The organism is Dysgonomonas sp. UBA7710, from assembly GCF_002482385.1.
Lineage (GTDB): Bacteria > Bacteroidota > Bacteroidia > Bacteroidales > Dysgonomonadaceae > Dysgonomonas.
In genome coordinates this window covers 244,038-269,363 of the sequence record NZ_DLFW01000047.1, presented here as the reverse complement: position 1 = coordinate 269,363, position 25,326 = coordinate 244,038, and the positions used below count along the sequence as shown (strand labels likewise).

The window sequence follows — 25,326 nt, the reverse complement described above, 5'->3', positions numbered from 1 at the left end:
ATCACTGCTTAATGTCAGGGTACAATCCTGTCTTTTTCAATAACTTCTTATATTCTTGTAAATTGAAAGGAGCTTCCCCATATAAATAATGGTTACTATATTCCTTTTGTCCGACTTTATATTTAATGAGGAGTATTCCTTGTCCTTTTTGGAGAGGTAATAAAGTTATTTTGTTCATACTATTTGCCGATACCTCAAAGTTTCCCGTATATATTTCTTTATTGGATGCGACGTCAATTACTACTACCTGCCCTTTTTGAGCATTGCGGGTATCATTGGTAACAATCAGGGGATAAGCGTTATCGACAGGGTCATTTATGAGTACACAAAGGTCTGTCTGTGCGTTTTTAATAAAATAGTATGCCATCTTTTTCGAGTTGTAGTAATCTACAATGGCATCTGAAATTATTGGCCATCCGTCACGCAGATTCCACCAGATTATACCGGTTTTAGGGCTGAACTTCTGCCCGCGCCACAGCTCTACAAAAAATTTCATGGCTTCGGCCTGTACGGCTTGCGATGCGAAAACGAAATCTTCGAGCTTGGTTGGTACTTCACCAAATAGCAGGTTCACCTGATTGAGCATCAAATTATTGCGGTCGAAAGTTTTTCCCTGAGATGGAAAGCGGCGTGTCGATTTTGTAACCCATTCGTCATTCCATTCTTTATCTCTGGTCCAAGGGTAAACGGCATTTTTAGTCATCATCTTGTTCAAACTCTCTACGTTAGGACATCCATGATAACCGATTTCGCTGACGAAGCAACAGCTGGCCTTCGTGTAATACGGTTTTTTATAATAACCTCGTGGTCCCCATAAATGGTTTTCCGGCAACAATTCATCACCTCCTCCGTGTTCCCATACAGCTTGGCTGTAATAAGGAGAACTTGGCAGGTAGGGACGTGTCGGGTCAAACTCGTAGAGAACGCGGGCAATAACCTCACGGGTTATGACATCCTTATTCGGGTTGATATTCAGTGGTTGCAGCGTCCAGCGCATTGCCAGGTCATTTTCGTTGTTGCCCGACCAAAGGATCAGGGATGCATGATTGCGAAATTTGAGCACCACAGAAGTAACCTCCTGTTCGATCATTTTAGCGAAATCCTCCCGTTGCGGATAGAATGTACAACCCATCCCAAAATCCTGCCATACGAGGATTCCGTTCTCATCACAAAGGTTAAAAAAGCCGGTATCTTCGTAAACATTCCCACCCCAACAGCGGATCATATTGCAATTGATATCCACGGCCATATCGATCATCATATTCAAATGTAATTTGTCCCTGCTATGCAACGCGTCCATCGGTACCCAGTTGGTTCCGTGAATGAATATCGGTTCATTATTTACTATGAAACGGAATTGTCCGGGTTTACCGGGAAGATTGATATCGTCCATATCAAGTTTCACGGTGCGGATTCCGATTCTGCAATTATTAGTATCCAACTCTTTACCATCCGGACCGATCAACTGTACACTGGCATCGTAGAGGGCAGCTTCACCGTAACCTCTGGGCCACCAGAAATCGACATTATTCAGTTCGAATATGTGGCGGAAAGCCGGAGTACTTACTGTCTGCGAATTTTGATATACGACTTTCCCTTTACGGCGGAGAGTGAATTGGGCTTTGACTTTATCAAATTTGTCGAAGGGCATGATTAGTTGCACATCAGTGAAAATACGTGCAGTGTGGGCTACTGTATCTATGCTGATGGTCATCCAGTTCACATCTTTCAGGCGGGTAGGATTCAGTACCCGAAGCTCAACATCGCGCCACAATCCGGCACTGACCAGACGAGGCATAATATCCCATCCGTACATGTGCGGAGCCTTTCGGATATAAACAGCCTCCTCGGCCGGAAAATTGCCGATGCTGAATGTGCCTAATGTATGTTTCTGGGCTTCCATAACCGCCGACCTGATTATAACCTGCAGAGTGTTTTCTCCGCTTTTCAGATGGTCGGTTATATCGAATTTGTGTTCGATCAGCATATTTGCAGCTTCTCCCACTTTTTCCCCGTTCAGCCAGATATCGGCCATACAGTCTATTCCTCCGAAGAACAGTTCGAGCCGTTGACCGTTTTGTATTGATGGCGCCCCGAATGTTTTTGTGTAACACCACTGATAGTTTTCATATTTTCGCAGGGCGTTCACATTACTTCCTATCATCGGGTCGGGAATCAATCCGGCAGCCATCAGGTCCAGCTCTACATTTCCCGGAACAGTTGCTTCTATCGTTTCCACCTGCATATCATTGATAGTTTGCGGGGTAACAATTGCTTCGGCCGGCTGTTTCCAGTACGAAAGCTGCCATTTCCCATTCAAAGGAATATTGCCTGAAGAGGCTGCCATATTTCCCAGATATAGGATTGCGGTTAATAGGGTTAATAATCTGTATTTAATTATAGTCATAATTATTTTTTTCTTATTCACCCGGCTGTAGCATGGCATCGTTGCTGTTCCACCCCGGTGTTTGAGTCAAGACTCCATTCGACAATGTTATTTCGGCTTCCGGAATGGGAAGGAATCCTCCTGTCTCCGGACGGAATTTTATTTTATATGTGGCATTCTGGCTATTATTTTTCAAGGTTATGCCATTCATATCGTTGACAATGGTTTCTGCGTCTCCCCATCTCAATATGTCGAGCCAGCGTATGCCTTCGAATGCAAGTTCGTATTTGCGTTCGTTTTTGATATTTTCCAATGTTGCCGGAACAGTTGGAAGGTCTACACGTCCACGCACACGGTCCATATATCCCTGCGCTTTGGAACCACCGAGTTCCGCGCCCATTAACAGGAGATCGGCAAAACGGATTAGTACAATATCCTGAGTGCTGTTGAACTGCGGATCGTTTGGCATATTCCACAGGATAGAGCTGTAGGATACAATATTTCCTTTATCGTCGTATACATTGACCGGCATATATTTTTTTGACCAATAGCCCGTTTCATTCCATTGATAGGCTTGTCCCCATTTATACTTGGTGGTGGAGCCTTCGCCTTCGTGTGTCGCGTCCGAAACATCCAGAACCGAGCCTCTTTTCCGCACATCGCCATTAGGCCATTCATTGTAGAATTTGCTGTTGACTGGCCCTTTGCCCCAACCTGAGCCAAAAGGCAATAAGTCTTGGTTTCCTCTGAATCCGAAGTGCAGATTTACAGTGTTCCGGCGGTCGTAATTATTGCCCTGAGCTGCGGTTGAGCATTTAATAGCAAAAATAGTTTCATAATTGTCTCCGTTTTCGCCTATCCACTTCAGGTCATTGTCCGCCGCATATTTGTAATCGGATATTGTTTTGCCAGACATTACTATCGAATATGGCCATAAGTTTCTGAAGTCGGGAAGCAGGTCATGCCCACTGTTGGCAATACAATCATCCACCCAGCCTATTACCTGATCTTTTGTTATATCTCCCATCCGGGGTTGTTTGTAGTAATTGGTGTAGAACAAGAAAATACGGGCCATCAGAGCCTGAGCGGCCCAGCGTGTGGCTAATCCGTTTTCGGTTTTAGGTATATCCTGAAATTTAGTAGCGGGTAATATTTCTATTGCACGTTTCAAATCAGCTCCCATCTGCGCATATATATCTTCAGCCGATGCCCTTGGAAAGTTCACAGGCTCGGGGCTTGTGACTAATTGTACCGGTCCGAACATGGAACACAGACGGAAGTAGGTGAAAGCACGTAAGAAGAGTACCTGACCCTCTATTTTGTTTCTGGATTCGGGAGTTGGCCATTCTATATTATCCAGAGAGCCGAGCAGTAAATTTGCCCTGTAAACCGAACGCCATGTGCATTCCCAGAGGTCGGTGTACATTGTTCTGGATGTCAGTTTAAACAGGTCGATAGCATGGGCCGTAAGGTCGTCTTTTCCTCCTCCCCCCAGCATATCGTCGGCCATGAGGTTTAGAACAATGAAGGAATGCTCGGTCTCACCACCCCCCACACGGGACCCGAAAGCGTTGTAGACTCCCATCAGCGCGGTATATGCCTCGTCCGGAGTTTGGGGATAGTTTGATGAGTCTTTCTGTGTTAATTGATCTGTGTCCAGGAAATCGGAACAGCTAACTATAAAAACAGAAATTAATATTATAATTATCTTTTTCATTTTGCCTTAGATTTTAAAATTTGAGATTAAGACCAAATAAGAATGTACGGGAGTTCGGGTAGAATCCATGATCTATACCGCTCATCCATCCTGTAGGGCCGGCGCCTATTTCCGGGTCGAGCCCTGTATATTTTGTCCATGTAAACAGGTTTTGCCCTGTAAGATAAAGCCGTACTTGAGAAAAGATATTTTGTTTCTTTAGTAAGGTTGCGAAATCATAACCAATGGTAAGGTCGTTCAACCGGATATAGTCCCCATCGTATAAATGAAGGTCGGAAACGATATTGGTATATGCCGATTGTCCCAGCCTTGGCCATTTGTTGGAAGTGCCTTCACCATGCCAGCGGTCCAGCGGGTCATGCTGACCTCCGTATATCTGGTTACCGTACACTCCTGAAAATGATGCCCGGAAATCGAATCCCCTCCATGCACCGCCGAATGAGAAAGAGAATATCCCGTCGGGGTTAGGGTCACCGATCAATACACGGTCTTCTTCGTTGATTTCGCCATCGTCATTCTGATTCACATATCTGACGTCACCCGGTACGGCATTCGGCATAACTAACTCTCCTTTCGAATTGCGATAAGCGTCGATCTCATCCTGATTCTGGAATATACCATCGGTTTTCAGTCCCCAGAAGTAGCCGATAGGATAACCTACCTGTGCCCGATAGAATTCGGGGCTCCACGTGCCGACAGTCCGTGCACTGCCGTGAATGATTCCTTCCTCGTTAGCAATGCGGGTTACCCGGTTTTTATTATACGCCCAGTTGACGTTTATATCATAGCTGAAATCACTGATCTGATCTCTCCATACTACAGCTAATTCTACTCCTGTATTTCTTATATCTCCACCGTTTATATCGGGCGCATTGGCTCCGTATGAACCAAGTACAGGCGCTGCTACCAGCCAGTCTTTTGTCGTCTTGCGATACCAGTCGAAGTTGAATGATAATCTATTTTTCAGTAATAAGGCATCAAAGCCGGCATTTAACTGTTCCGAGGTTTCCCATGTAATATTGGGGTTGGGCAGGTTCATAGGGTATGAAGCAATCGTATAACTGTTTTTATCCACTCCCGGATAATAATAGCTGTACTCTACACTTGAATAGTCACCTGTGTTTTGTCCGCCTACCCGCATTTTTGCTACATATTGGAATGGGGAGATTGCTTGATTTCCGTTCTGCCCCCAACTTGCTCTGAGTTTGAACATATTAAGATGCTTCTTAAATGGTTCCATGAACTTCTCGTTGCTTATAACCCAGCCGGCTGAAACTGAAGGGAAGAATCCCCAGCGTTTTCCCGGAGCAAAGTTTGAAGAACCATCCGAACGGGCAATAAGGGACAGCATATAGGTCTCTTTGAAGTCGTAATTGATACGTCCGAAATATGAAAGTAATGCCGATCTGCTCCAAGGCGAACCGCCCAGACGTGTCGAGGTTTCGCTTACTTTAGGTGTGTTTACAAGATAGGCATATTTGAATCCTTCGAAAATGGAGTTGGTATTAAATCCGGAAACACTTGTCCCCAATCCTCCTTTTTCGGCGCTCGTACCAGCTAATACATCGAAGTTATGTTTGTTTTCATCCAGTGAGAATTTATAGTTCAGGGTATTCTCGAACGTCATGCGGCTAAAACCCAGTGATATATCCTGACTTACTTTTGTTTCCTGGCTTGTATATTCGGGAGCCAGATTATATTGAGGTATATAAGACCGGCTTTCTTCACCATCCATCGTTAAACCGAAATTTGAGCGGAATACTAGATTCTTAATTGGTTCGATTGTTATAAATGCATTTGTATTTAACTGGTAATTTTTTTTGGTATTGTTACTGTTATATACCAGATATGCAATCGGGTTAGGAGCATATGGGGCATATGCAATAGGCCCATGATAATTTCCATTGTCGTCATATATAGGCATAAAGGGGCTTCCTCCCATTATCATACCCAACGCACCCAATCCTTCGGTAGATCTTCCGCTTAATGATCCGTCTTTGTTGGCATACACAAAATTGATTGTTTCTCCCATGCGTACGATATCCCGTCCGTTTGCGGAAAAAAGAGTCTGGTCTGCATTCAGGCGAAAAGTATATCTATCCTGTTTTGTTTGTACAGGCTTGCCAAGAGTACCTTCCTGTGATGAATATGAGAAGCTGGTAAAATAGGACGATTTTTTGCTTCCTCCCGAAATTGTTATAGAGTGGTTTTGCGAGAACGCATTTTTGTTCTTTATCTCTTTGTACCAGTTGGTACCTTTCCATTCCCCCGATAGTATTTTGTCCCAGTGGGGAACCATCTGGGAAAAATTGATTCCGTACCCGTAAGTGTTTTTCGAATACTCATCATCCAGCATTGCCTGTGTGGTGGCATCGCTGTACCATTTATAGTCAGGAGCATTCGAAAAACCCAGATATGTATCATAAGCGATGCGCACCTTGTCTTCGCCTTCTCCGCGGTGTGTGGTTATCAGTACTACACCATTGGCTGCACGCGCTCCATAGATTGCAGCAGATGCCGCGTCTTTCAATACATCTATAGATTTGATATCCGCAGGATTTATATTTGATATATTTCCGGGTACACCATCTACGATGTAGAGCGGATCGGCGTTTCCGATAGTTCCCATCCCCCGGATATAAACTTTGTATGAAGATCCGGGTTCTCCGGATGTCTTGGTTATCTGCATACCCGGAGACATACTTTGCAAAGCTGTCAGTGGATTAGGCGTATGCAATTCTTTTATTCTGTTCCCGTCTACCTGTAATGTCGCACCTGTTACCAGTTTCTTCTTTTGGGTCGCATATCCGATAACAACGACTTCATCCAGCAGCGAGGTATTTTCTTCTAAAACTATTTGATATTCTTTTTCAGTTCCAATCCGTACTGTCTTGGAATTGAAACCTATATAAGATATAGTGAGCGTTTCACCCGGTTGTGCGGCAATAGTAAACAGTCCATCAAGGTCTGTAACGGTCCCTGCCTTTGTTATACTGTTTATTATTGTTGCACCAATAATAGGTTCCCCTTTTTTGTCAAAAACGGAACCTTTTATATTGCCATTTGTCGATATATTTTGAGCATGTACAATGTTTATAAACAAAAGGGACATAAACATTACCAAAAATACCTTTCGATAACAATTAAGCTTGTTTTTCATTGATGAAGATTATTTAATTTATTTTTTACTGATGTAAATTGCCTTTAATATTTTTGCATTCAGGTTACTTATACTTTCATATCCTTACCTCCTTTCATTTATTTATTTCTTAAAATTTGAACGTATGTTTGCCTCCTTCAACAGAAATCTTCTTATCCATGACTTCGATTGTGGCAGTAGCGTTGATAGGAATCTCTACTTCCAGCCGGACTTTACTTCCCTCCCGTTTCCATTCGGACCGGATAAGTCCTTTGATGGAGTTATATTCTCCTTTCACCCAATCCAAACCTTCGACAAAGTGAGGCCGGATAAGTATGTGTTTGAATCCGGGGCTGTCCGGGTCATAGTTTATGCCTGCCAATACATTGTACATCCAGGCATTAATATCTCCCAAAAACATATGGTTGATAGACGCGTCCCTGAATTCGGGGGATAGTGTCCATGTCTCGGGCATTGTATTGAATCCTTTTTTTATCCAGGCTCCCCATGATGGTTCATCTTCTTTAGAAGCCATTTGGTAGGCCATATCCGCATAGCCGTATTTTGATAGCATTCTCAGTACGGTTTTGCTGCCTAATACACCGAAGTCGAGATATCCGTTGTTTCCTTTTACTATCCTGTACAAATTGTCAGCTACGTCCTGTTCCAGTCCATCGGGTACTATTCCCAGATAAAGGGCTACAGCCAGCGACGTCTGTGATCCGTTGGCATAGATGTTTTTCTGCGAATCGAAGTACTTCTTGTTTATCAATTGTTTCAGCCTATCGGCTTTTTCTTTATAGGCCGATCCGTCACGTCCCAGTATATCAGCAAATTTGGACATATAAAGATTATCCAGATAATAGTAACACGATGTCGTATATTCAGTCGGCGTCTGGGTTTTGTATGGTACCCAGTCTCCGATTCCATAAGTGACACAGCCGTCTTTGTCTTCACGGGCTGCCAGGTATACCAGATACTTCTGGCAAGTGTCATATACTCTGCTTATACTTTGTTTGTCTCCGTAATAGTCGTATAGAGCCATTGGGACAATGAACATGGCCGCGTCCCACACCGGGCCGATCCAATCATCATATCCCCAACCTGAGCTTGGGATAATTCCGGAGATGCGTCCTTCCGGAGTCTGATTGTCTATTAAATCTTCGATCCATTTTTCGTAAAAACGGATACCGTCGAAATTCAATAATCCGAGATCCATTGTGATATGGGCATCCGCAGTCCATCCGTTCTTTTCACGTTGAGGACAATCTGTCGGGATACTCATTATATTTGATAAATACGACCTGTTTGCAGCTTCCCATATCCGATTCAGCAAGTCGTTGGAACAGCTGAAATGTCCGGTTTTTTTCAGATCGGAATGGAAGTTAAGCGCTGTTATATTCGTTTTATCGAGTTTTATCGGACGGTCCGAACGTACCTCCACATACTGAAATCCTTTGTATGAGAACTTAGGAGTGAAAACATGCTCCTTGCCATCAAGAATAAGGACATCTGTCTGGAAAGCCAGTCCCGGAAGCGGTTTGTAATAGATGTCGAGATTCCGCATTTCTATATGCCCGTCAGGTCTCAGGAGTTCACCATATTGCATTTCAATTCTTGTATTTTTCTCCCCTTCTACTTTCAGTTGGCATACACCTGTCATATTAACTCCAAAATCATACACAAACACAGTGTCGCCAAAGGATTTTACCGATACTGGTTGTATATCCTTTACTTTTCTTATTACGGGTTCTGTCTCAGCAACCAGGCGCTCTGATGGAGCCTTCATTATTTTTGCCTGTGGCCACGCAGAGTCGTTGAATGCAGGTTTGTCCCATCCGTCAATCTCTTTATTTGCATCGTAGGTGTCTCCGCTATAAATATTGTTTTGCGTATAAGGTCCTGACGGGGAAACTTTCCATGTGGAGTCAGATACTATCACATCTTTTGTATTATCTGTATAAGTAATATGTAATTCGCAGATCATGGATGCGCGATTGCGCCAACGCGCCTGCTCGAAACTCCATGTTGCAACCGGTGCAAATGCATTGTAGAATCCATTGCCCAGAACGCATGTTATGGCGTTCTTACCGGATTGTAGCAGCAGGGTTACGTCATAAGTGTTGTACAGGTTGCGCTTGTCATAATGGGTGTATCCCGGTGCCAGAAATACGGATGTATCGGCAGGGTTTCCATTGATCGATATGTCATAGTATCCTGCTGCACTAATATATAATCCGGCCTTTTCTATTTGTTTATTGATGTTTGCCTCAAAAGATTTCCGCAACATGGGCGCCCGCGGGTTATCTATAGCTTCGTTGTCCGATATCCATTTTGCCTGCCAGTCTGAAGACTGCATGAAGGCTGTTTCAAACTGAGCTATAGGTGATATTATTTCCTCTTTGTTTTCCTTGTCCCATGCTATAACTTTCCAGTAATAAGTGGTGCTTGGTTCGAGCCTGCAACCGGAGTCTGTAGTGATAAAAGATTCTCCGGTGCTGACTACTTCCGAACGCCATACATTATCGGAAGCTTTGTCAGAAAGAGCATCCGGACTTTTAGATACAAGGAGTTGGATACTTCCCTGTTTGAAATCGTGACTGGAAGCTGTTTCGTAATTCCATGTAAAACGTGGGGTAGCCGCATCAATCCCTTTGGGGTTGTGCATATACTCGCATCTTAAATTGTCTATTTTGACATTTTTGGTTCGGCATGATTGTACCACAAGAACTAAAAGAAGGGTTACCGGCAATAAAACAGCTACAATTGATTTAGATTTAGGCATAATTTTATTATTATATGGTAAATTAACTTTAACGGTTTAGCAAAATGTTCAAAAAATAAAATCTCATTTTATAATTGTCCGCAAAAGTGGGGATTCTTAGCTAATAAATTGTTTCAAAGTTATTAAATTATGGTTTTATTGTATTTTTCATATATTACGATGGCTTTTTAATGTAGACATCCATAACTTCTTATATACCCTGTGTAATACACAAAAAAAAGTACTTTTCCTAGTCTCAAGTAAATGAAGTTTCCTACATAAGCGGGTATGGATATCTTATATAGCTTACTTTTATAAACTTACAATTAACTTAATCGGTTAAGTAATGCAAATTTAATGCTTATTTTAATAATTCCAACAATAAGATTAAATTTCTTTTGTGATTAACATTTGTTAAAAATAGGAATATCTCTCTTCTAAGAGTTCTATTCTTTATTTAAATATTTGATTTATATATTTTTATGTTCATTTATGGCATATGGATAATATATATGAATTATATTTTCAGCTCGTAGTTTTAGTGAGATTCATCTCCTATAAATAAAAAAAGAGAATTTTAATTTTACCGTGAAAGTAAAATAATCTACATTTGTAGAAATATAAATCGAATATTATATTTGTATAGCGGAATAGTATTGATAGCCATTGTATGCTTTAAAAGCGCAGGAAGATATAAGTAATCATATATAAGAAGAATCTTTCACAAAATAATTGAGGCTGCTGATATGTGAACTCAATAATCAGGATTCAGATAAGAGAAGACTGATAAACAATAATACTAACTAATTATTTTATTAAAATATCTGATTTTCTTGTGTATATTCTCTTATTCTTCGATATTTAACCGTTCAATAAAATAAAATCATCTTATTTGCGTATTGGAAATGAAAAAAAGGACATCACTCAAGGATATTGCAGAAAAACTGAACTTGTCAAAAACTACAGTATCATGGGTGCTGAATGGACAAGCAGAAAAAAAAGGTATCAGTAAGAGTACACAAGAGATTGTACTGAACTGTGCTAAGGAATTGCATTATCAACCTAACTTAATAGCCCGGAGTCTCAATATAGGCCAGACCAAGACTATTGGCCTTATTCTGCCTTCAATATCGGATTTTTTCTATTCTTCTGTAGCCAGAGAAATAGAAAATCAAGCTAACCTGTATGGTTATTCTCTTATGATAGCAAGCTCTGAATCTGATTTTAATAAAGAAGAGCTTGTCATACAGATGTTTAAGTCTAAGGGGGTGGATGGAATTATTATAGCTCCGACAAAGCGATCGAAAGTAGAGATTGAACGGCTTATGCTGGAGAAATTCCCTCTGGTTACATTTGACCGTTATTTTCCTGAATTAGAAACAAGTTATATCATCATTGATAATAAAGAAAGTAGTTATAAATTAACAAAACATCTTGTAAATAAGGGATGTAAAAATATTGCACTTATTACAACTAACTCATATCTTACGACAATGGGTGAGAGAAATGAGGGATACAAACAAGCATTATTGGATTCGGGGATCAAGTTCAATCCCACATTGGTAGGAAATGTAGAATATGAAGACTACGAGAATAAAATTGTAAAGATATTGGACAATATATTTGAAAAGGTACCGGATGTCGATGGTTTCTTTTTTACCACACATATCCTTGCGTTGGAGGCTTTCCTTTATTTTAATAATAGAGGAATAGATTTTAACAGGCAATTTCAACTGGCATGTATACATGGAGTATCTTTGTTTAAAATATTAGCCCCCCAAATTAATATCGCAAAAATGCCGGTTGCCGATATAGGTAAGAATGCTATGGATATTTTACTTGGAGAGATTCGGGAAAAAAATGAGCAATCGGGTGAAAAAGGACAATATAAAGTCGTTTTACCTTGTACTCTTTATTTAAATAATTAGTTTCATTAAAGCTGGAGTAAATACTCCGGCAGCAGTGACAAATATGGAAAACCTTATATGCTTACTATTAAATAGAAATAAGTTCCAGATTGGGAGTCTATTCTATTTTAGCGGATATTTCTGAGCAAGGTGCTTTTTTGAGAATACTTTATCTATAGGTATAGCTGTTAGCCATTAGCTGATAGCTGATAGTTCTTTGAAGTATTGGCTTTAAGATTTAAAAATTTAATGTTTAAGGATTCAATAATTAAAATGCGTAAAAGCTGTCACCTTTGTTACCTTTTTGGGAATAGTTACAAGTAGACAAGGTACGAGATACAAGATACAAGTTGTTAACTGCTAACTGTTGACTGTTAACTGATATATCTGTTACTTTTGTTACCTTTTTTAAGAGTTACAAATTACAAGTTGGCTGGCGCCCTGTTTTGTTTCACGCAAAGACGCAAAGACGCAAAGACGCAAAGTTTTTACATCTTACGAATTGATGACTGCAAACTGTTAACTGTAATAAGTGTAACCTTTGTTACCTTTTTGAAAATAGTTACAAGTAAACGGGATACGAGATACAAGATACAAGTTGATGACTGTTAACTGCTAACTGATTATACTGTTACTTTTTAACTATATATAGTGAATACAGGTTAATTTAGTGCTGTTTGCAACGGACATATTATTAAAGAAACAACCCGGGACCTATTGTATTTTTATCGTTTTTAGCTAAAGAATAACCTCTATTTACTTTTGGTTATCCTTGTATTAGAATAAAAGTTATATTCTCTTTTCTTTGTCTTCGTTCAAATATTTATTTACGAATTCTTTAGGTAGCATGTTATAATTTTTTTGAAAGACTTTTGTAAAATAAGAAGGGGAATTGAATCCTATGCTATAGGCAACCTCATTGATTCGCATATCGGTTTCTATCAGTAACTTGCATGCCTTCCTTAAACGATAATTTCTCAGATAATCACCGGGAGTTACTCCGCTTATTGTTTTCAGCTTTCGTTGGAGGTTAGAACGGCTGATATTGAGGATACCGGTCAGCGATTCCACAGAAAAGGTTTCTTCTGCTATGTGCTTTTCTATTTCTTCGTTTAGTTTGTTAAGGAAGATTTCGTCATTTTTGTTGGAGACAAGAACTGAATAGGAAGTCAATGGTGAACGGTTGAATGCTTCCAGCATTGCTTTACGGTTTTCGAGCAGGCTTAGGATTTGAGCCTTGAGGAAAGAGGTAGAGAATGGTTTCTCTATAAATACATCAGCTCCGGAAAGCAGTCCTTCTATTTTAACTGCATTCTCTGTTTTGGCCGATAATAATATTAGGGGAATATGGCTGTAACTAATATCTGATTTTAGTTTCTTTGTAAAAGAAATTCCGTCTATACCCGGCATCATTATATCCGATATAATGATATCATAACTCTTTTCTTCGAGCAGAGATAATGCTACTGTGGCATCCGGAGCAGAATCAACTATATAATCGCTAAGTAAGGTCTTTTTTATAAATAGGGCCATCTCGGGATTATCTTCAACGATCAGGATTGAATATTGGTTGCCAGCCTCTGTTTGAAGTTCGCTTTCGGATGTAAGAGGTATGGATTGATCCGGGAATACAGATGGCATTTTGTCGAATGATGGTTCTATATCGCAAAATTGGAAAATGAATGTTGTTCCACCGTTCTTACCGTCAGCCACATTGATGGTTCCACCCAGAATATCGGTCAGATTCTTGACTAATGCTAATCCGAGGCCTGTTCCGATATTACGATCGTCGGTCTGAACCTGAAAAAACGGATCGAATATCAGTGATTTATGCTCATCAGATATGCCTCTTCCATTATCCTCGACAGTTATGGTATATGATTTATCACTATTACAGGCTAAAGATAATATGATTTGGTCTTTAGTGTATTTCAAAGCATTTGTCAATAAGTTTCCGATTATTTTTGTCAGGGCGTCTACATCGGAATTTATCCTGATTTCTTTATCCTGAGGTAAATTTAGTATAAAGTCTATTTGTTTTCGTTGAGCTGTTTTTTTGAAGCGTTCATATAGCTCATAAACAAATTCTTTGAGGTTAATATCTCCCGGATTTACAACGTATACAGTTGAGTCCATCTTTCTGAAATCGAGCAATTGATTGATAAGTACGGTTAAGCGGTTGCAGTTCTTCTCAATGATAAGAAGGTTTTGTTTTGTCTCGCTATTATCCTCATTTATATTAATTACTTCCTCTAATGGCGCTGTAATAAGGCTTAACGGCGTTCTTACCTCGTGAGCTATGGTTGTAAAGAAATCTATTTTCGACTTGAAGGCCAGAGTTTCCTGTTCAGTTTTATATGCTTCCAGCTGTTGTATCCGTTTCTTCCTGTCTTTAGCCCAATAATAAGACATGATAATATAAATTAAAGATATCAGTATTATGAAGTACAATACCTTTGCCGGTAGCGAAAGCCAGAATGGAGGGAGTATTTCTATTTCTATTTTAGCTCCGGTTTCGTTCCATAAACCATCATTATTTGTTGCTTTTATCCAGAAGCAATATTTTCCATAAGGCAGATTGACATATGTCACACTTTTATTGTTTCCTGTGTAATTCCAGTCTGTATCGGCTCCTTCCAGTTTATATGCATATTGATTCTTTGTCTGAGTAACATAACTCAGGCTGACATATGATATTGTAAAAGATGACTTATTGTATGGCAGCGTTATTTTTTGTCTCTTATTCAGTTTAATTTGTATTTCGTCTTCCGTTTCAGCATCGGAATTGCCAAATAGGCTTATTCCCGTAATCTCTACCGGTGGTACTACTATATTCTTGTTTGCATTGAGATCTTGAGGATAAAAGGAATTAAAGCCGTTTATACCACCAAAATAGAATTTTCCGTTTTTGGCCTTATAACTTGACTTGTAATTAAACTGATTGCTTTGTAGTCCATCCTCTTTGTTATATAGGATTGAATTCTGAGGGGCTGACAGGTTAAAACAAGCTAATCCCTTATTACAGCTGATCCATAAATTACCGAAAGGATCATCAAGTATGCCATAAACAACATTATTAGGCAAACCATCCGATTCTGATATATTTATGAAATTATCTTTTTTTGCGTCATAAATAAAAATGCCCTTCCCTTCGCTTGAGAAAAGAATCCTTCTCTGGCTATCTATATATACACTGGTTAGCTTACTCTTGACGATGGGATCCTCGCTATTTAATATAGCGTCATAATATATCCATTTGTTCGTTTTGATATCCAGTTTTATAACACCGGTTCCATATGTTGCCAGCCATAAATTGCCGGAATGATCTTCTTTTATATCATAGATAAAACCGGCAATGGATTCTATAGGTGTAAAGCTGTTGGTCGCCTTATTATATTTGTTTAAGCCTACCGGTGTGCCTGCGTAGATGTCTCCATTACTGGTTTTATACAATGAAAAAACACAATTGTCATTTAGCGTGTTTTTGTTCCCGCTTATACTATTGTAGTTTGTCAAAGATCTGGTTTTGGTATTATATACATCTATACCTCTCGAAAATGTCCCGATCCACAAATTATCTCCGTCCAGAAGCAATGCGTGCGTATTATGATAAGACGTTGTTATCGGCTGGCCGATATTTTTCGTTACAGAGTTGAAATAATTTATTCCTCCGTCTTCGGTTGCAATCCATAAATTTCCGAACCGATCTTCGCAAAACTGACTGATCGCTTTTCCCGATAATGTTCCGGGGCGGCGGTCGGGATAATAAGTCTCAATATTTAATTGAGATGGATTCAGATAATTCACTCCTCCGAAATAAGTTCCTATCCATATCCCGTTTTCCTTATCCTTATAGATAGAATACACATTTTGGTCGCTAAGACTATGCTGCAGTTGAGGCATATCTATTCTTTTGGCTTTCTTTGTATCCAGATCGAAAAGGTATAATCCATCATCCGAGCCAATGTATAGGGATCTGTCATCATATTGAAAAATCGCTCTGATATGTGTCACATACTGAAATATATCGTTCCGGCCGAGGTATGATATATGGCTGTTAGATTGTTTGTCGTACAGGCAGAGCCCATTAGACCAGGTACCCAGCCATAAGTTACCCTTATTGTCTTCCAAGATGGATAAGGTTTCGTAAGAAAAATTATCAGAGAAGCCAAACATGGACTCTATAGGATCTAGCTTGTTCGTTTCCTTATTATATCTAAGTAAGCCTAGACGGGTCCCTACCCAGATATTTCCGGATAGGTCACCATATATCGCCCAGCTGGCATTGTTCTGCAGATTATATCTCGAAAGCTCTATTCTCGAAAGTTTCTTCTGTTTAGGATTATATTTAAATATACCCTGATTCATAGATGCTATCCAGATATCACCGGCTCGATCCTGATATAGAGCATTGACAGCAGAGGTTAAATAATTCTTTTCATTATTTGTGGCTCCGGTAACCTTTTTAAAAGTTTCTTCCACCGGGTCCATTATATATAATCCGGCGTCAGTACCGATATATAGATTGCGGTCATTTCCTTCTATCAGGCATCGTATGAAATTGTTTCCTATTGAATTCGTCCTTTCTAAACTATGACGAAAAACACGGAAGTTATTTCCATCAAAACGGTTCAGTCCGTCTTTTGTCCCAAACCACATGAAACCTTTCGAGTCTTGTAGTATGCAATAGACTGCATTCTCCGACAAACCTTCATCAACCTGTATTTTTTTGAAATGAAAATCCGATTCTATTTGGGAGAACAGAGGCAAATTAGTTACGAAAAATAGTGATAGGATGATAAATTTAATGATGTTCATATGTATGCAAACATTTTTTGATAAGTAAAATTACTTTATATATGAATCGGTAATGTAAGAGACCGGGCATATTTGTGATAAAAAATAACCAATGTATGATAATTTTCGGTCAAACGGGGTTTATTGACCGATTTTTACTCTTTTTATTTTTAAAAGTATCCTTAAGCATGTTTTACCCCCGCTATATTTGCGTATAGTTTTTTCCTGCTCGGATTTCAGTTGTATCCGATATTTTAAAGAAATCTGAGAAAGAGAAAATCATTAAACGATATTGAAAAACTAAGAAAGATCCGATAAAATGAAAATACTCAACATTCTGACAGCCCTATTGTTTAGTTTTGGTTTTGTGTCTTGTCAAAATAATGGGAAAATCAATCAAGAGAAGGTGGAGGCGATTTCTCTTGGAGATCCATTTATTATACTTCACGAAAATGTTTACTATGCATATGGTACACATGCCAAAGATGGGATAGAGGTATATACATCCGGTGATTTGGTACATTGGGAAAAAGCTGGATCTCTGGCCTTACATCAGAAGGACTCGTGGGGTGAACGTTGGTTCTGGGCTCCTGAAGTGTATTATATAAAAGAAAAAAATAAATTTTTTATGTACTATTCGGCAGACGAACATATTTGTGTGGCTACCTCCGATTCTCCTCTTGGCCCTTTTGTGCAGGATGAGAAACAACCCATGATTGCAGACGAAAAATGTATAGATAATTCATTATTTATTGATGATGACGGGAAGCCCTATTTGTATTTTGACCGCTTTAACGACGGACTGAATATATGGGTGGCAGAATTGGAGGAGGATCTTAAAACGATCAAGCTTCCAACTTTAACGAAATGTATTAATGTATCCCAGTCTTGGGAAGAGGTGCATCCACGTGTCAATGAAGGCGCCTTTGTTACTAAGTATGAAGGCATATATTATATGACTTATTCAGGGAATAGCTACGAAAGTCCTTTTTATGGAGTCGGTTATGCTACAGCCGCCTCTCCTGTGGGGCCTTGGACAAAATACGACAAAAACCCGATTCTCCAAAAACCGGATACTCTTGTTGGTGTAGGGCATAGTGCTATGTTTAAAGATAAAGAAGGGCAGTTGAGAATTGTATTCCATGCTCATAACAATCAGGAAAAGATCCATCCGAGACATATGTATATTGCCTCTGTTCGGTTTACAAATGAAGCAATACCGGTTATGCAGGTGTACGGTGATATTTTAAAGCCGGTAGTAGTAACCTTTGAATGATAATCTGTCTTATATCAGGAATGTGAAAAATAGAATAAAAAATGGTGTTTTTTAGTCGACAAGGCAGTGTTGACCGGAATTTCTCATTTAATGCACAGGTTGTTTTACCTGTTTTATCCATAATTCTTTTCCTTTGAAACTTCATTTAAAGAATACCAGAAAGAAGAACCTTTATACGTATAATATATGCTCCATATAATACAAAATACAACGATTGTGAATGACATTTTTTTGCTTGAAAATTTGTCTGTTAACTGTATTTTGTTAGAGAGAGAGAGAGAGAGACTAATCTTACTAAAAAAAGGGCGAAAAAACAACAGACCGGATGTCGTAAATACAATCCGGCCAGTTATTTCTGTTTTAAGAAAACCTTCTTCCGTGGAACGAATCTGTTCCCGGAAGAAGGTTTTTGTGTTTACCGGTAATTAGTATCCTGAAATAAAGATGAAGTTCGTCTATTTATATACTTAAAAAATTAATTAGATAACCCCAAAGTTTATGCCTATGGAAAAACAATGAAGTGACAGGGGATTAATGAATTCGTTCAATTGATCTTACTGATAATTTGAGGATTAATAATTAGAGATAAATCTATTATACCTAACGAAACCCAATTATTTATACCTATGAAATATATCAATTGTAAATAGTTAAACCATAAATCTGTATTGTATGATTTCAAAAATTAGATTTTGTATGCTGATTCTATACAGCATGTTTTTATGCATTCATCTGAATGCGCAAACAAGTAATAAAAATATTACAGGAACGGTGTTGGATACCCAACGGGAGCCTGTGATCGGAGCCACAGTCGCGGTAAAAGGCACTACTCTGGGAACTATGACGGATGTGGATGGTAAGTTTAGACTGAGTGTCCCATCGAAAGGTACGCTTGTTGTTTCTTATATTGGTTATACTACTCAGGAACTGGAAATAACCGGGAATTCCAATTACGAAATAGTAATGAGTGAGGGCGCTCTTAATCTGGAGGAAGTTGTCGTAGTAGGATATGGTACTATGAGGAAAAAAGACCTGACTGGTTCCGTTATTCAAATCCGTCCCGATGACCTCGCAAATGAAAATCCGAAAACTGTTCAGGATATACTACGGGGTACACCCGGTTTGCAGGTAGGTTATAGCGCAACTGCCAAAGGTGGAGGTAACATGGAAATACGTGGACAGCGTTCGGTATATACCGACGGTGGTCATAATAACCCGCTACTCATTCTTGACGGAATGCAGTTTTATGGAGAACTTTCGGAAATTAATCCGGATGACATCGCCCAGATAGACGTTCTTAAGGATGCTTCGGCAGCAGCCGTTTATGGAGCAAAAGCAGCAAGTGGAGTTATTATCATTACTACTAAGAAAGGAAAGCAGGGAAAACCTGTTATAAACCTTACCACCAGCATCGGATTTACACAACGGAGTAACTATCGCGAAAGGTTCAGCCCGGAAGACTATTTGCAACACCGTCAGGATTGGTTCGAACAAAGAACTTATGGTGTGAATCCGGAAACCGGCGTTTATGAAGCATATCAGGCAAGAAAAACAGACGGCAGCCTGCAATTTCCGACCGGATATTTTGCAAGGGTGGAAGGTCTTGGCCGCTATGGCGTATCTCAGGATACATGGCGTGGTTATACAGCTAACGGAACTGATGATTCTGATCTGAGCGTCTGGGCCAAGCGTTTGGAGTTTCAAGGGAATGCTCTCGATAATCTTCTTGCGGGAAGGACTGTCGATTGGGCAGATAAGACCTACCGCACAGGATTCAACCAGGACTATAATGCCAGTATAAGCGGTGCCGGAGAAAATGTAAATTATTATTTTTCATTGGGTTACCTGAAAAATCAAGGAGCTGCAAAAAGTGATGAATATGAAGCTATACGCGCCAATATGAAACTGGATGCTAATGTCACCAAATGGCTCCAGATAGGCGCCAACGTAAACTTTCAGGACCGGTCGGATGGCGAAGTCGGTATAGACCTGGATTATCAGATGCGCAACAGCCCTTATGCCGATTATGCGGATGAAAACGGCAACCCTGTACAATATCCTCTCGACGGAAGCTATAGTCAACGAGGCTATAACTATGATTTCCAGAAACAATACCTGGAACTGGAAAAGGGTTACACAACATTGAATACTATACTCAATGCCAAAATAACACTGCCATACAATGTTACTTACACATTCAATGCTTCGCCACGCTACCAGTTTTTCTACGACCGTTATTTTATGTCGGCCGAATTGCCGGGTTCCGATCCTGCATCCCGTGGAGTAAACCGTGAACAGACAAAGCGTTTCGATTGGTCGCATAACAATACCATTGCCTGGGATTACACTTTCAATAAAAAGCATCACGCAATGTTAACGCTTGTGCAGGAAGCCGAGATACTGCAATCATGGAAGGATCGCATCGAAGCCCGCAATATCCAGCCATCAGATGCATTAGGTTTCCACAATACCAAGAATGGCACTAAAGAAAACAGTACGTTCGATTCTTACGATACGTACCAAACAGCAGACGCATTGTTAGCCCGTTTATTTTATTCCTATGACGACCGCTATATGATTACCGGAACTATTCGCCGGGATGGATATTCCGGATTCGGCGCATCCAATAAATATGCGACTTTCCCTTCTGCAGGAACTGCATGGACGTTTACAAACGAAGAATTCTTCAAATGGGGCCATATAATGAATAACGGTAAGTTGCGCGTATCTTACGGAAAGAATGGAAACAGAGGATTATCAGACCCTTACCAGGCGCTCTCTAACCTTTATGCAGGAGCCGGTAAGATGCATGGCTATATCGATTCGAAAGGGGAGTTGAACCTGTACCGTTATTTAATGGCGGAACGGATGGCAAATCCTAATCTGCAATGGGAAAAAACCGCGTCGTGGAACTTTGGACTTGATTTTGGGTTCCTCAACGACCGGATATCAGGTACTCTCGAATATTATAACATGAAAACCCATGATATGATTATGAGACAAAGTCTGCTGACCTTTACGGCATTTAATAATATTACTACCAACTTAGGGCAGGTGGATAACCGTGGAATTGAAATTTCATTAAATACGCTGAATATCGATACCAAGGATTTTAAATGGACTACCAGATTTGGGTTTTCATACAACAAGAACGAAATAAAGCACTTGTACTACCAGTATGAAGACGTGTTGGACGCCAATGGCAATGTAACAGGTCGCAAAGAAATGGATGACCTGACAAACGGTTGGTTTATCGGAAAACCTGTTAGCCAGATATGGAACTATCGTGTTACCGGAATATGGCAGAAAGATGAAGTAGAAGAAGCTGCAAGACACGGACAGGTTCCGGGCGACCCTAAAGTGGAAAACAGCTACACTGCTGATGATATCGTAAATGCTGATGGTTCTATTACGCCTGTGTATAATGACAAGGACAGACAATTTCTGGGACAAACATCGCCTCCTATCCATTGGTCTGTGCGTAATGAGTTTACATTGTGGAGAGACCTGACTGTCTCATTCAATATCTATTCTTATATGGGACATAAGAGTCTGGCTGGCTACTATCTTAACTTTGATGACGATGGAGGACGTATGACTTATGCTTTACAGAATGTGCCGGCAAAAGAATACTGGAGTATCGATAACCCTTCAAATAAGTATGGACGGATCAATGCTCAGGGACCTAGTAAGATAGGGGGGCCTGCCAGTCCGGGTAGATTATACGATCGTTCATTTATCCGTCTTGAGAATATTTCTGTAGGATATACATTACCAAAAAAATGGGTTTCAAAATTTGATATACAGAATGTTAAAGTTTACGCTTCTGTTCGTAACGTTGCCACATGGGCAAAAGACTGGGAATATGGTGATCCTGAAGTAGATCCGGCTTTCGATTCAGGTAATGGGAAATATGGTGGATTGGCCACACGTCTTTATACGCTGGGATTGAATTTAACCTTTTAACCTCTAATAGTAACAGATATGAAAAAGATAATAAAGAAAATGAACTATATATGCCTCAGCTTGCTCATGGGAGGCACAATCTTATTTAGCGGATGTTCGGAGGATTTTCTGAGCCCCGATCCGTTATCCATTTACGAACCCGGAGCCACGTTCACTACCGAATCGGGTCTGATGGCGGCAATGGCCATATGTGACCGCCATCTCAGAGGATATTACTCGACTGACCATAACGAAATGCTTACGCTGGGGACGGAATATATCTTCTCCGACCTGATGGTTGGTTCCGCCACCGACAAAAGTGGAATGCTCGACAATATAGCAAGTATGCTTACACCGACAAGCGATCAATCGTCTCAAAACAACCTGGACAGGACGAACAGCATCTGGTATTTCTATGAGGAAACTTATAAAGGGATTATGTACGCCAACACCATTATCCAATATGTGGATGGAGTTGAAGGAATGAATGAAGCCTCCAAAAACGCTTTCAAAGGCAGGGCATACTTCCATCGCGCATTCCGTTATTATGCTTTGGTTTTTCAGTATGGAGATGTGCCGCTTACAGCCAAAGTGGTGGAAGTGCCTAAGCAAAACTACCGCAGGACCAAACGCGATGCCATTTTGCAAATGCTTGTCAAGGACTTGGAATTTGCCGTGCAATGGGTGCCTGACCAGAAGGACATGTCTATGATAGGCATGATAAATAAAGGGGCCTGCCGCATGTTGCTGGCAAAATGTTATCTGGCATTGGGCGAGTATGCCAAAGCTAAAGGGCAGACAGATATTCTGATCGACGAATCGGGCTATTCGCTAATGACTGAAAATTTCGGAACATTCAACGACGGTGGGGAACCTGCCACCTGGCCTATTACCCGTAATGTAATCTGGGATATGCACCGTGCTGAAAATAAACTTATTTCCGCGAACAAAGAGGTTATTATGGGGATGCCAAATCGTGGGGCAGAAGCTGAATCTTTTGTTAAAATGTTAACAATGCGTATCTTATATCCTTTTGTTTTTGACGGAAAGGTACAGACAAAAGATAGCAAACAGGCACTGATGAACATAAAACGCAATAGCGCTGATTACAATTCCAAGTATGATTACATGCGTGCATTCGGACGTGGCATCGCTACGTTCCGTCCTTCTTACTTCCAGACTCATAAAGTATGGGAAGTAAACGGGAAAATGGATGCCACCGACTTGCGTCACAGTTCAGCCACCGGCAACTGGGTACGGATGGAAGATTATCGCGTGAATAATAAAGCGTCCTCAGAATTTGGAAATCCTGTAACACTTTTCGATGACAAAGGGAAGTTATTATGCAGTGATACTATCCGTCGCTGGTTCGATGTTCCTCATTACAAATTCTATCTGGACGACCCTGTCAATGAAGCTAATATAAGCGGCTCTGACGGAAACAGGGGTGCTACAAATGGAGGTATAGCCGACTGGTATCTTTATCGTCTGGCAGAAGCATATCTGATAAGGGCAGAGGCTAAGTTTTACCTGGGTGATGCCACAGCAAAGGATGATGTGAATGAAGTGAGAAAGAGAGCTAAATGTACCGAACTTTACTCTACCGTCACCATCGGGGACATTATGGATGAGCGTGCCCGCGAATTGTATTGGGAAGAATGGCGTAATGTAGAGTTGACCCGTGTGTCGCTGTGTCTTGCCCGTAGCGGTAAACCTGACGAATGGGGAAATACTTATAATTTGAATACTTTCGACAAACAGAGCGGTACGGATGCTACTGGCGGAAGCTATTGGTATCAGCGTGTTACAAAAAAAGGTATGTATAATAAAGGCCCTATAAGCGTTAATGCAACCAAAGGTTCCATCAACTATATGATGGATAAAAAGAATATTTACTGGCCGATTCCTAATAAGGAGATCAGAGCGAACAACAAAGGTGACTTGGGGCAAAATTACGGTTATGATGGCTATAATCCTGATACTCCGGTATGGGATAACTGGGAGGATGCCGTAGCAGACGAATATAAAACAGAGTAAATAGGAGTCTGTATACCTGAATGCTATTAACCGGCGAGATATAAATTTAGCCGGTTAATAGTGTTAGTTATTTAACAAACAAAAAAGAACTTTATGTATAAAAAAATATTTGCGTTATTATTCGTTTTCTCGACTCAGTTGTCATTTGCGCAGAGTTATGATCTGAAAAATTTTCCTGAAGGATGTGAACCTGAATTTATCGGAAAAAAACTTACAGAAAGGTACCTACAGACACCACATTCACACTGGGGTAACATCAATTCTGAACATAAAGTAACATTTGTTACTTATCCTGATGTGTGCGCATGGTTGGGTGCTTTATGGTTTACCCAATCTATAAAAGATGAGAACCTGTACAACAAACTGGTTGACAGATTCGATCCGTTGTTCACCACCGAAAAGGATTTTTTACCTACCCTGCGCCCTACTGCGCACAATGTTGTGGACTGGTATGTATTTGGGGCTGTGCCGCTAGAGATATACAAGAAGAAAAAAGAACAAAAATACCTCGATCTTGGGATGAAATATGCAGACGGTCAATGGATATTGCCGGAGAATCCTAAAGATTATGAAAAAGAATGGCATGATAAAGGTTACTCTTGGCAAACCCGTCTCTGGATCGATGACATGTTTATGATAACGGCAGTACAAGATCAGGCGTATCTGGTTACAGGAGATAAGAAATATATCGATAGGTCGGCCAGTGAGATGGTTCTCTATCTTGACCGTATACAACGCGAAAACGGACTGTTCTATCACGCACCGGAAGCTCCTTTCTTCTGGGGGCGGGGTAATGGCTGGATGGCTGTGGGAATGGCTGAGTTATTAAGGATACTTCCCAAGGACAATCCGAATAGTGAGAAAATAAAAGAAGCCTATAAAAAGATGATGAAAACCCTATTGCGATACCAGGGGTATGATGGTATGTGGGGACAACTTATCGACGATCCGAACTCGTGGAGAGAAACATCCGGTACGGCAATGTTTACATACGCAATGATTGTTGGTGTAAAGAATGGCTGGCTGGATAAGAAAACATATGGAGCCGCTGTGCGTAAGGGATGGCTTGCCTTACTTACATATCTGAATGAAGATTACAATCTTAGGAATGTATGTGAAGGTACCGGTACAAAAAATGACTATAACCATTACATTAATCGTAAACGCTTGATCGGAGATCTGCACGGACAAGCTGCGCTTATGTGGTGTGCATATGGCTTAGCCAGTGATGATGTAAAAAGAAAATAAATTAGTTAAATTGGATGGGTGAGGTTTAGATACGTAGTATTTAGCTACCGGCACTGATTATTGATCTAAAAATTATTTACAGTAATAGGCAGGCTTCGGAATATTGCCTG

At 40.4% G+C, this 25,326-nt stretch carries 10 protein-coding genes; 5 read left to right on the top strand and 5 right to left on the bottom strand.

Going from position 1 to position 25,326, the window contains the following annotated elements; genetic code table 11:
• Window position 1: 1 nt before the first annotated feature.
• The 4 genes from B3317_RS16565 to B3317_RS16550 form a co-directional block, all read right to left on the bottom strand.
• Window positions 2–2,407, bottom strand: coding sequence for a glycoside hydrolase family 2 protein (locus tag B3317_RS16565; RefSeq protein ID WP_414647516.1), 2,406 nt, complete (start codon window positions 2,405–2,407; stop codon window positions 2–4).
• A 13-nt stretch (window positions 2,408–2,420) separates the two neighbouring features.
• Window positions 2,421–4,103 carry a RagB/SusD family nutrient uptake outer membrane protein gene (locus tag B3317_RS16560; RefSeq protein WP_291113678.1) on the bottom strand — a complete coding sequence of 561 codons (1,683 nt, stop codon included), beginning with the start codon at window positions 4,101–4,103 and terminating at the stop codon, window positions 2,421–2,423.
• Between the two features lie 13 nt (window positions 4,104–4,116).
• Window positions 4,117–7,263, bottom strand: a complete 3,147-nt coding sequence (locus tag B3317_RS16555) for a SusC/RagA family TonB-linked outer membrane protein (RefSeq protein WP_291113676.1) — start codon at window positions 7,261–7,263, stop codon at window positions 4,117–4,119.
• Window positions 7,264–7,372: 109 nt separating this feature from the next.
• Window positions 7,373–10,027 (bottom strand): family 78 glycoside hydrolase catalytic domain, encoded by a 2,655-nt coding sequence (locus B3317_RS16550; RefSeq protein WP_291113674.1) that lies wholly within the window; start codon window positions 10,025–10,027, stop codon window positions 7,373–7,375.
• Between the two features lie 884 nt (window positions 10,028–10,911).
• Here B3317_RS16550 and B3317_RS16545 point away from each other — a divergent pair.
• On the top strand, window positions 10,912–11,934 hold the full coding sequence (locus B3317_RS16545) for a LacI family DNA-binding transcriptional regulator (RefSeq protein WP_291113671.1): 1,023 nt from the start codon (window positions 10,912–10,914) through the stop codon (window positions 11,932–11,934).
• A 768-nt stretch (window positions 11,935–12,702) separates the two neighbouring features.
• Here the strand turns inward: B3317_RS16545 and B3317_RS16540 are convergent.
• Window positions 12,703–16,731 (bottom strand): hybrid sensor histidine kinase/response regulator transcription factor, encoded by a 4,029-nt coding sequence (locus tag B3317_RS16540; protein WP_291113668.1) that lies wholly within the window; start codon window positions 16,729–16,731, stop codon window positions 12,703–12,705.
• Window positions 16,732–17,029: 298 nt separating this feature from the next.
• Between B3317_RS16540 and B3317_RS16535 the strand changes: the two genes are divergently transcribed.
• The 4 genes from B3317_RS16535 (at window position 17,030) to B3317_RS16520 (ending at window position 25,216) form a co-directional block, all read left to right on the top strand.
• Window positions 17,030–17,986, top strand: a complete 957-nt coding sequence (locus tag B3317_RS16535) for a glycoside hydrolase family 43 protein (protein WP_291113665.1) — start codon at window positions 17,030–17,032, stop codon at window positions 17,984–17,986.
• Window positions 17,987–18,682: 696 nt separating this feature from the next.
• The gene (locus tag B3317_RS16530) at window positions 18,683–21,952 is read left to right on the top strand and encodes a SusC/RagA family TonB-linked outer membrane protein (protein ID WP_291113662.1); all 3,270 of its coding nucleotides are present in this window, start codon (window positions 18,683–18,685) and stop codon (window positions 21,950–21,952) included.
• Window positions 21,953–21,970: 18 nt separating this feature from the next.
• Window positions 21,971–23,968 carry a RagB/SusD family nutrient uptake outer membrane protein gene (locus tag B3317_RS16525; protein WP_291113659.1) on the top strand — a complete coding sequence of 666 codons (1,998 nt, stop codon included), beginning with the start codon at window positions 21,971–21,973 and terminating at the stop codon, window positions 23,966–23,968.
• Between the two features lie 93 nt (window positions 23,969–24,061).
• Entirely contained in the window at window positions 24,062–25,216 is a 1,155-nt protein-coding gene (locus B3317_RS16520; RefSeq protein ID WP_291113656.1) for a glycoside hydrolase family 88/105 protein, read from the top strand.
• Window positions 25,217–25,326 lie beyond the last annotated feature (110 nt).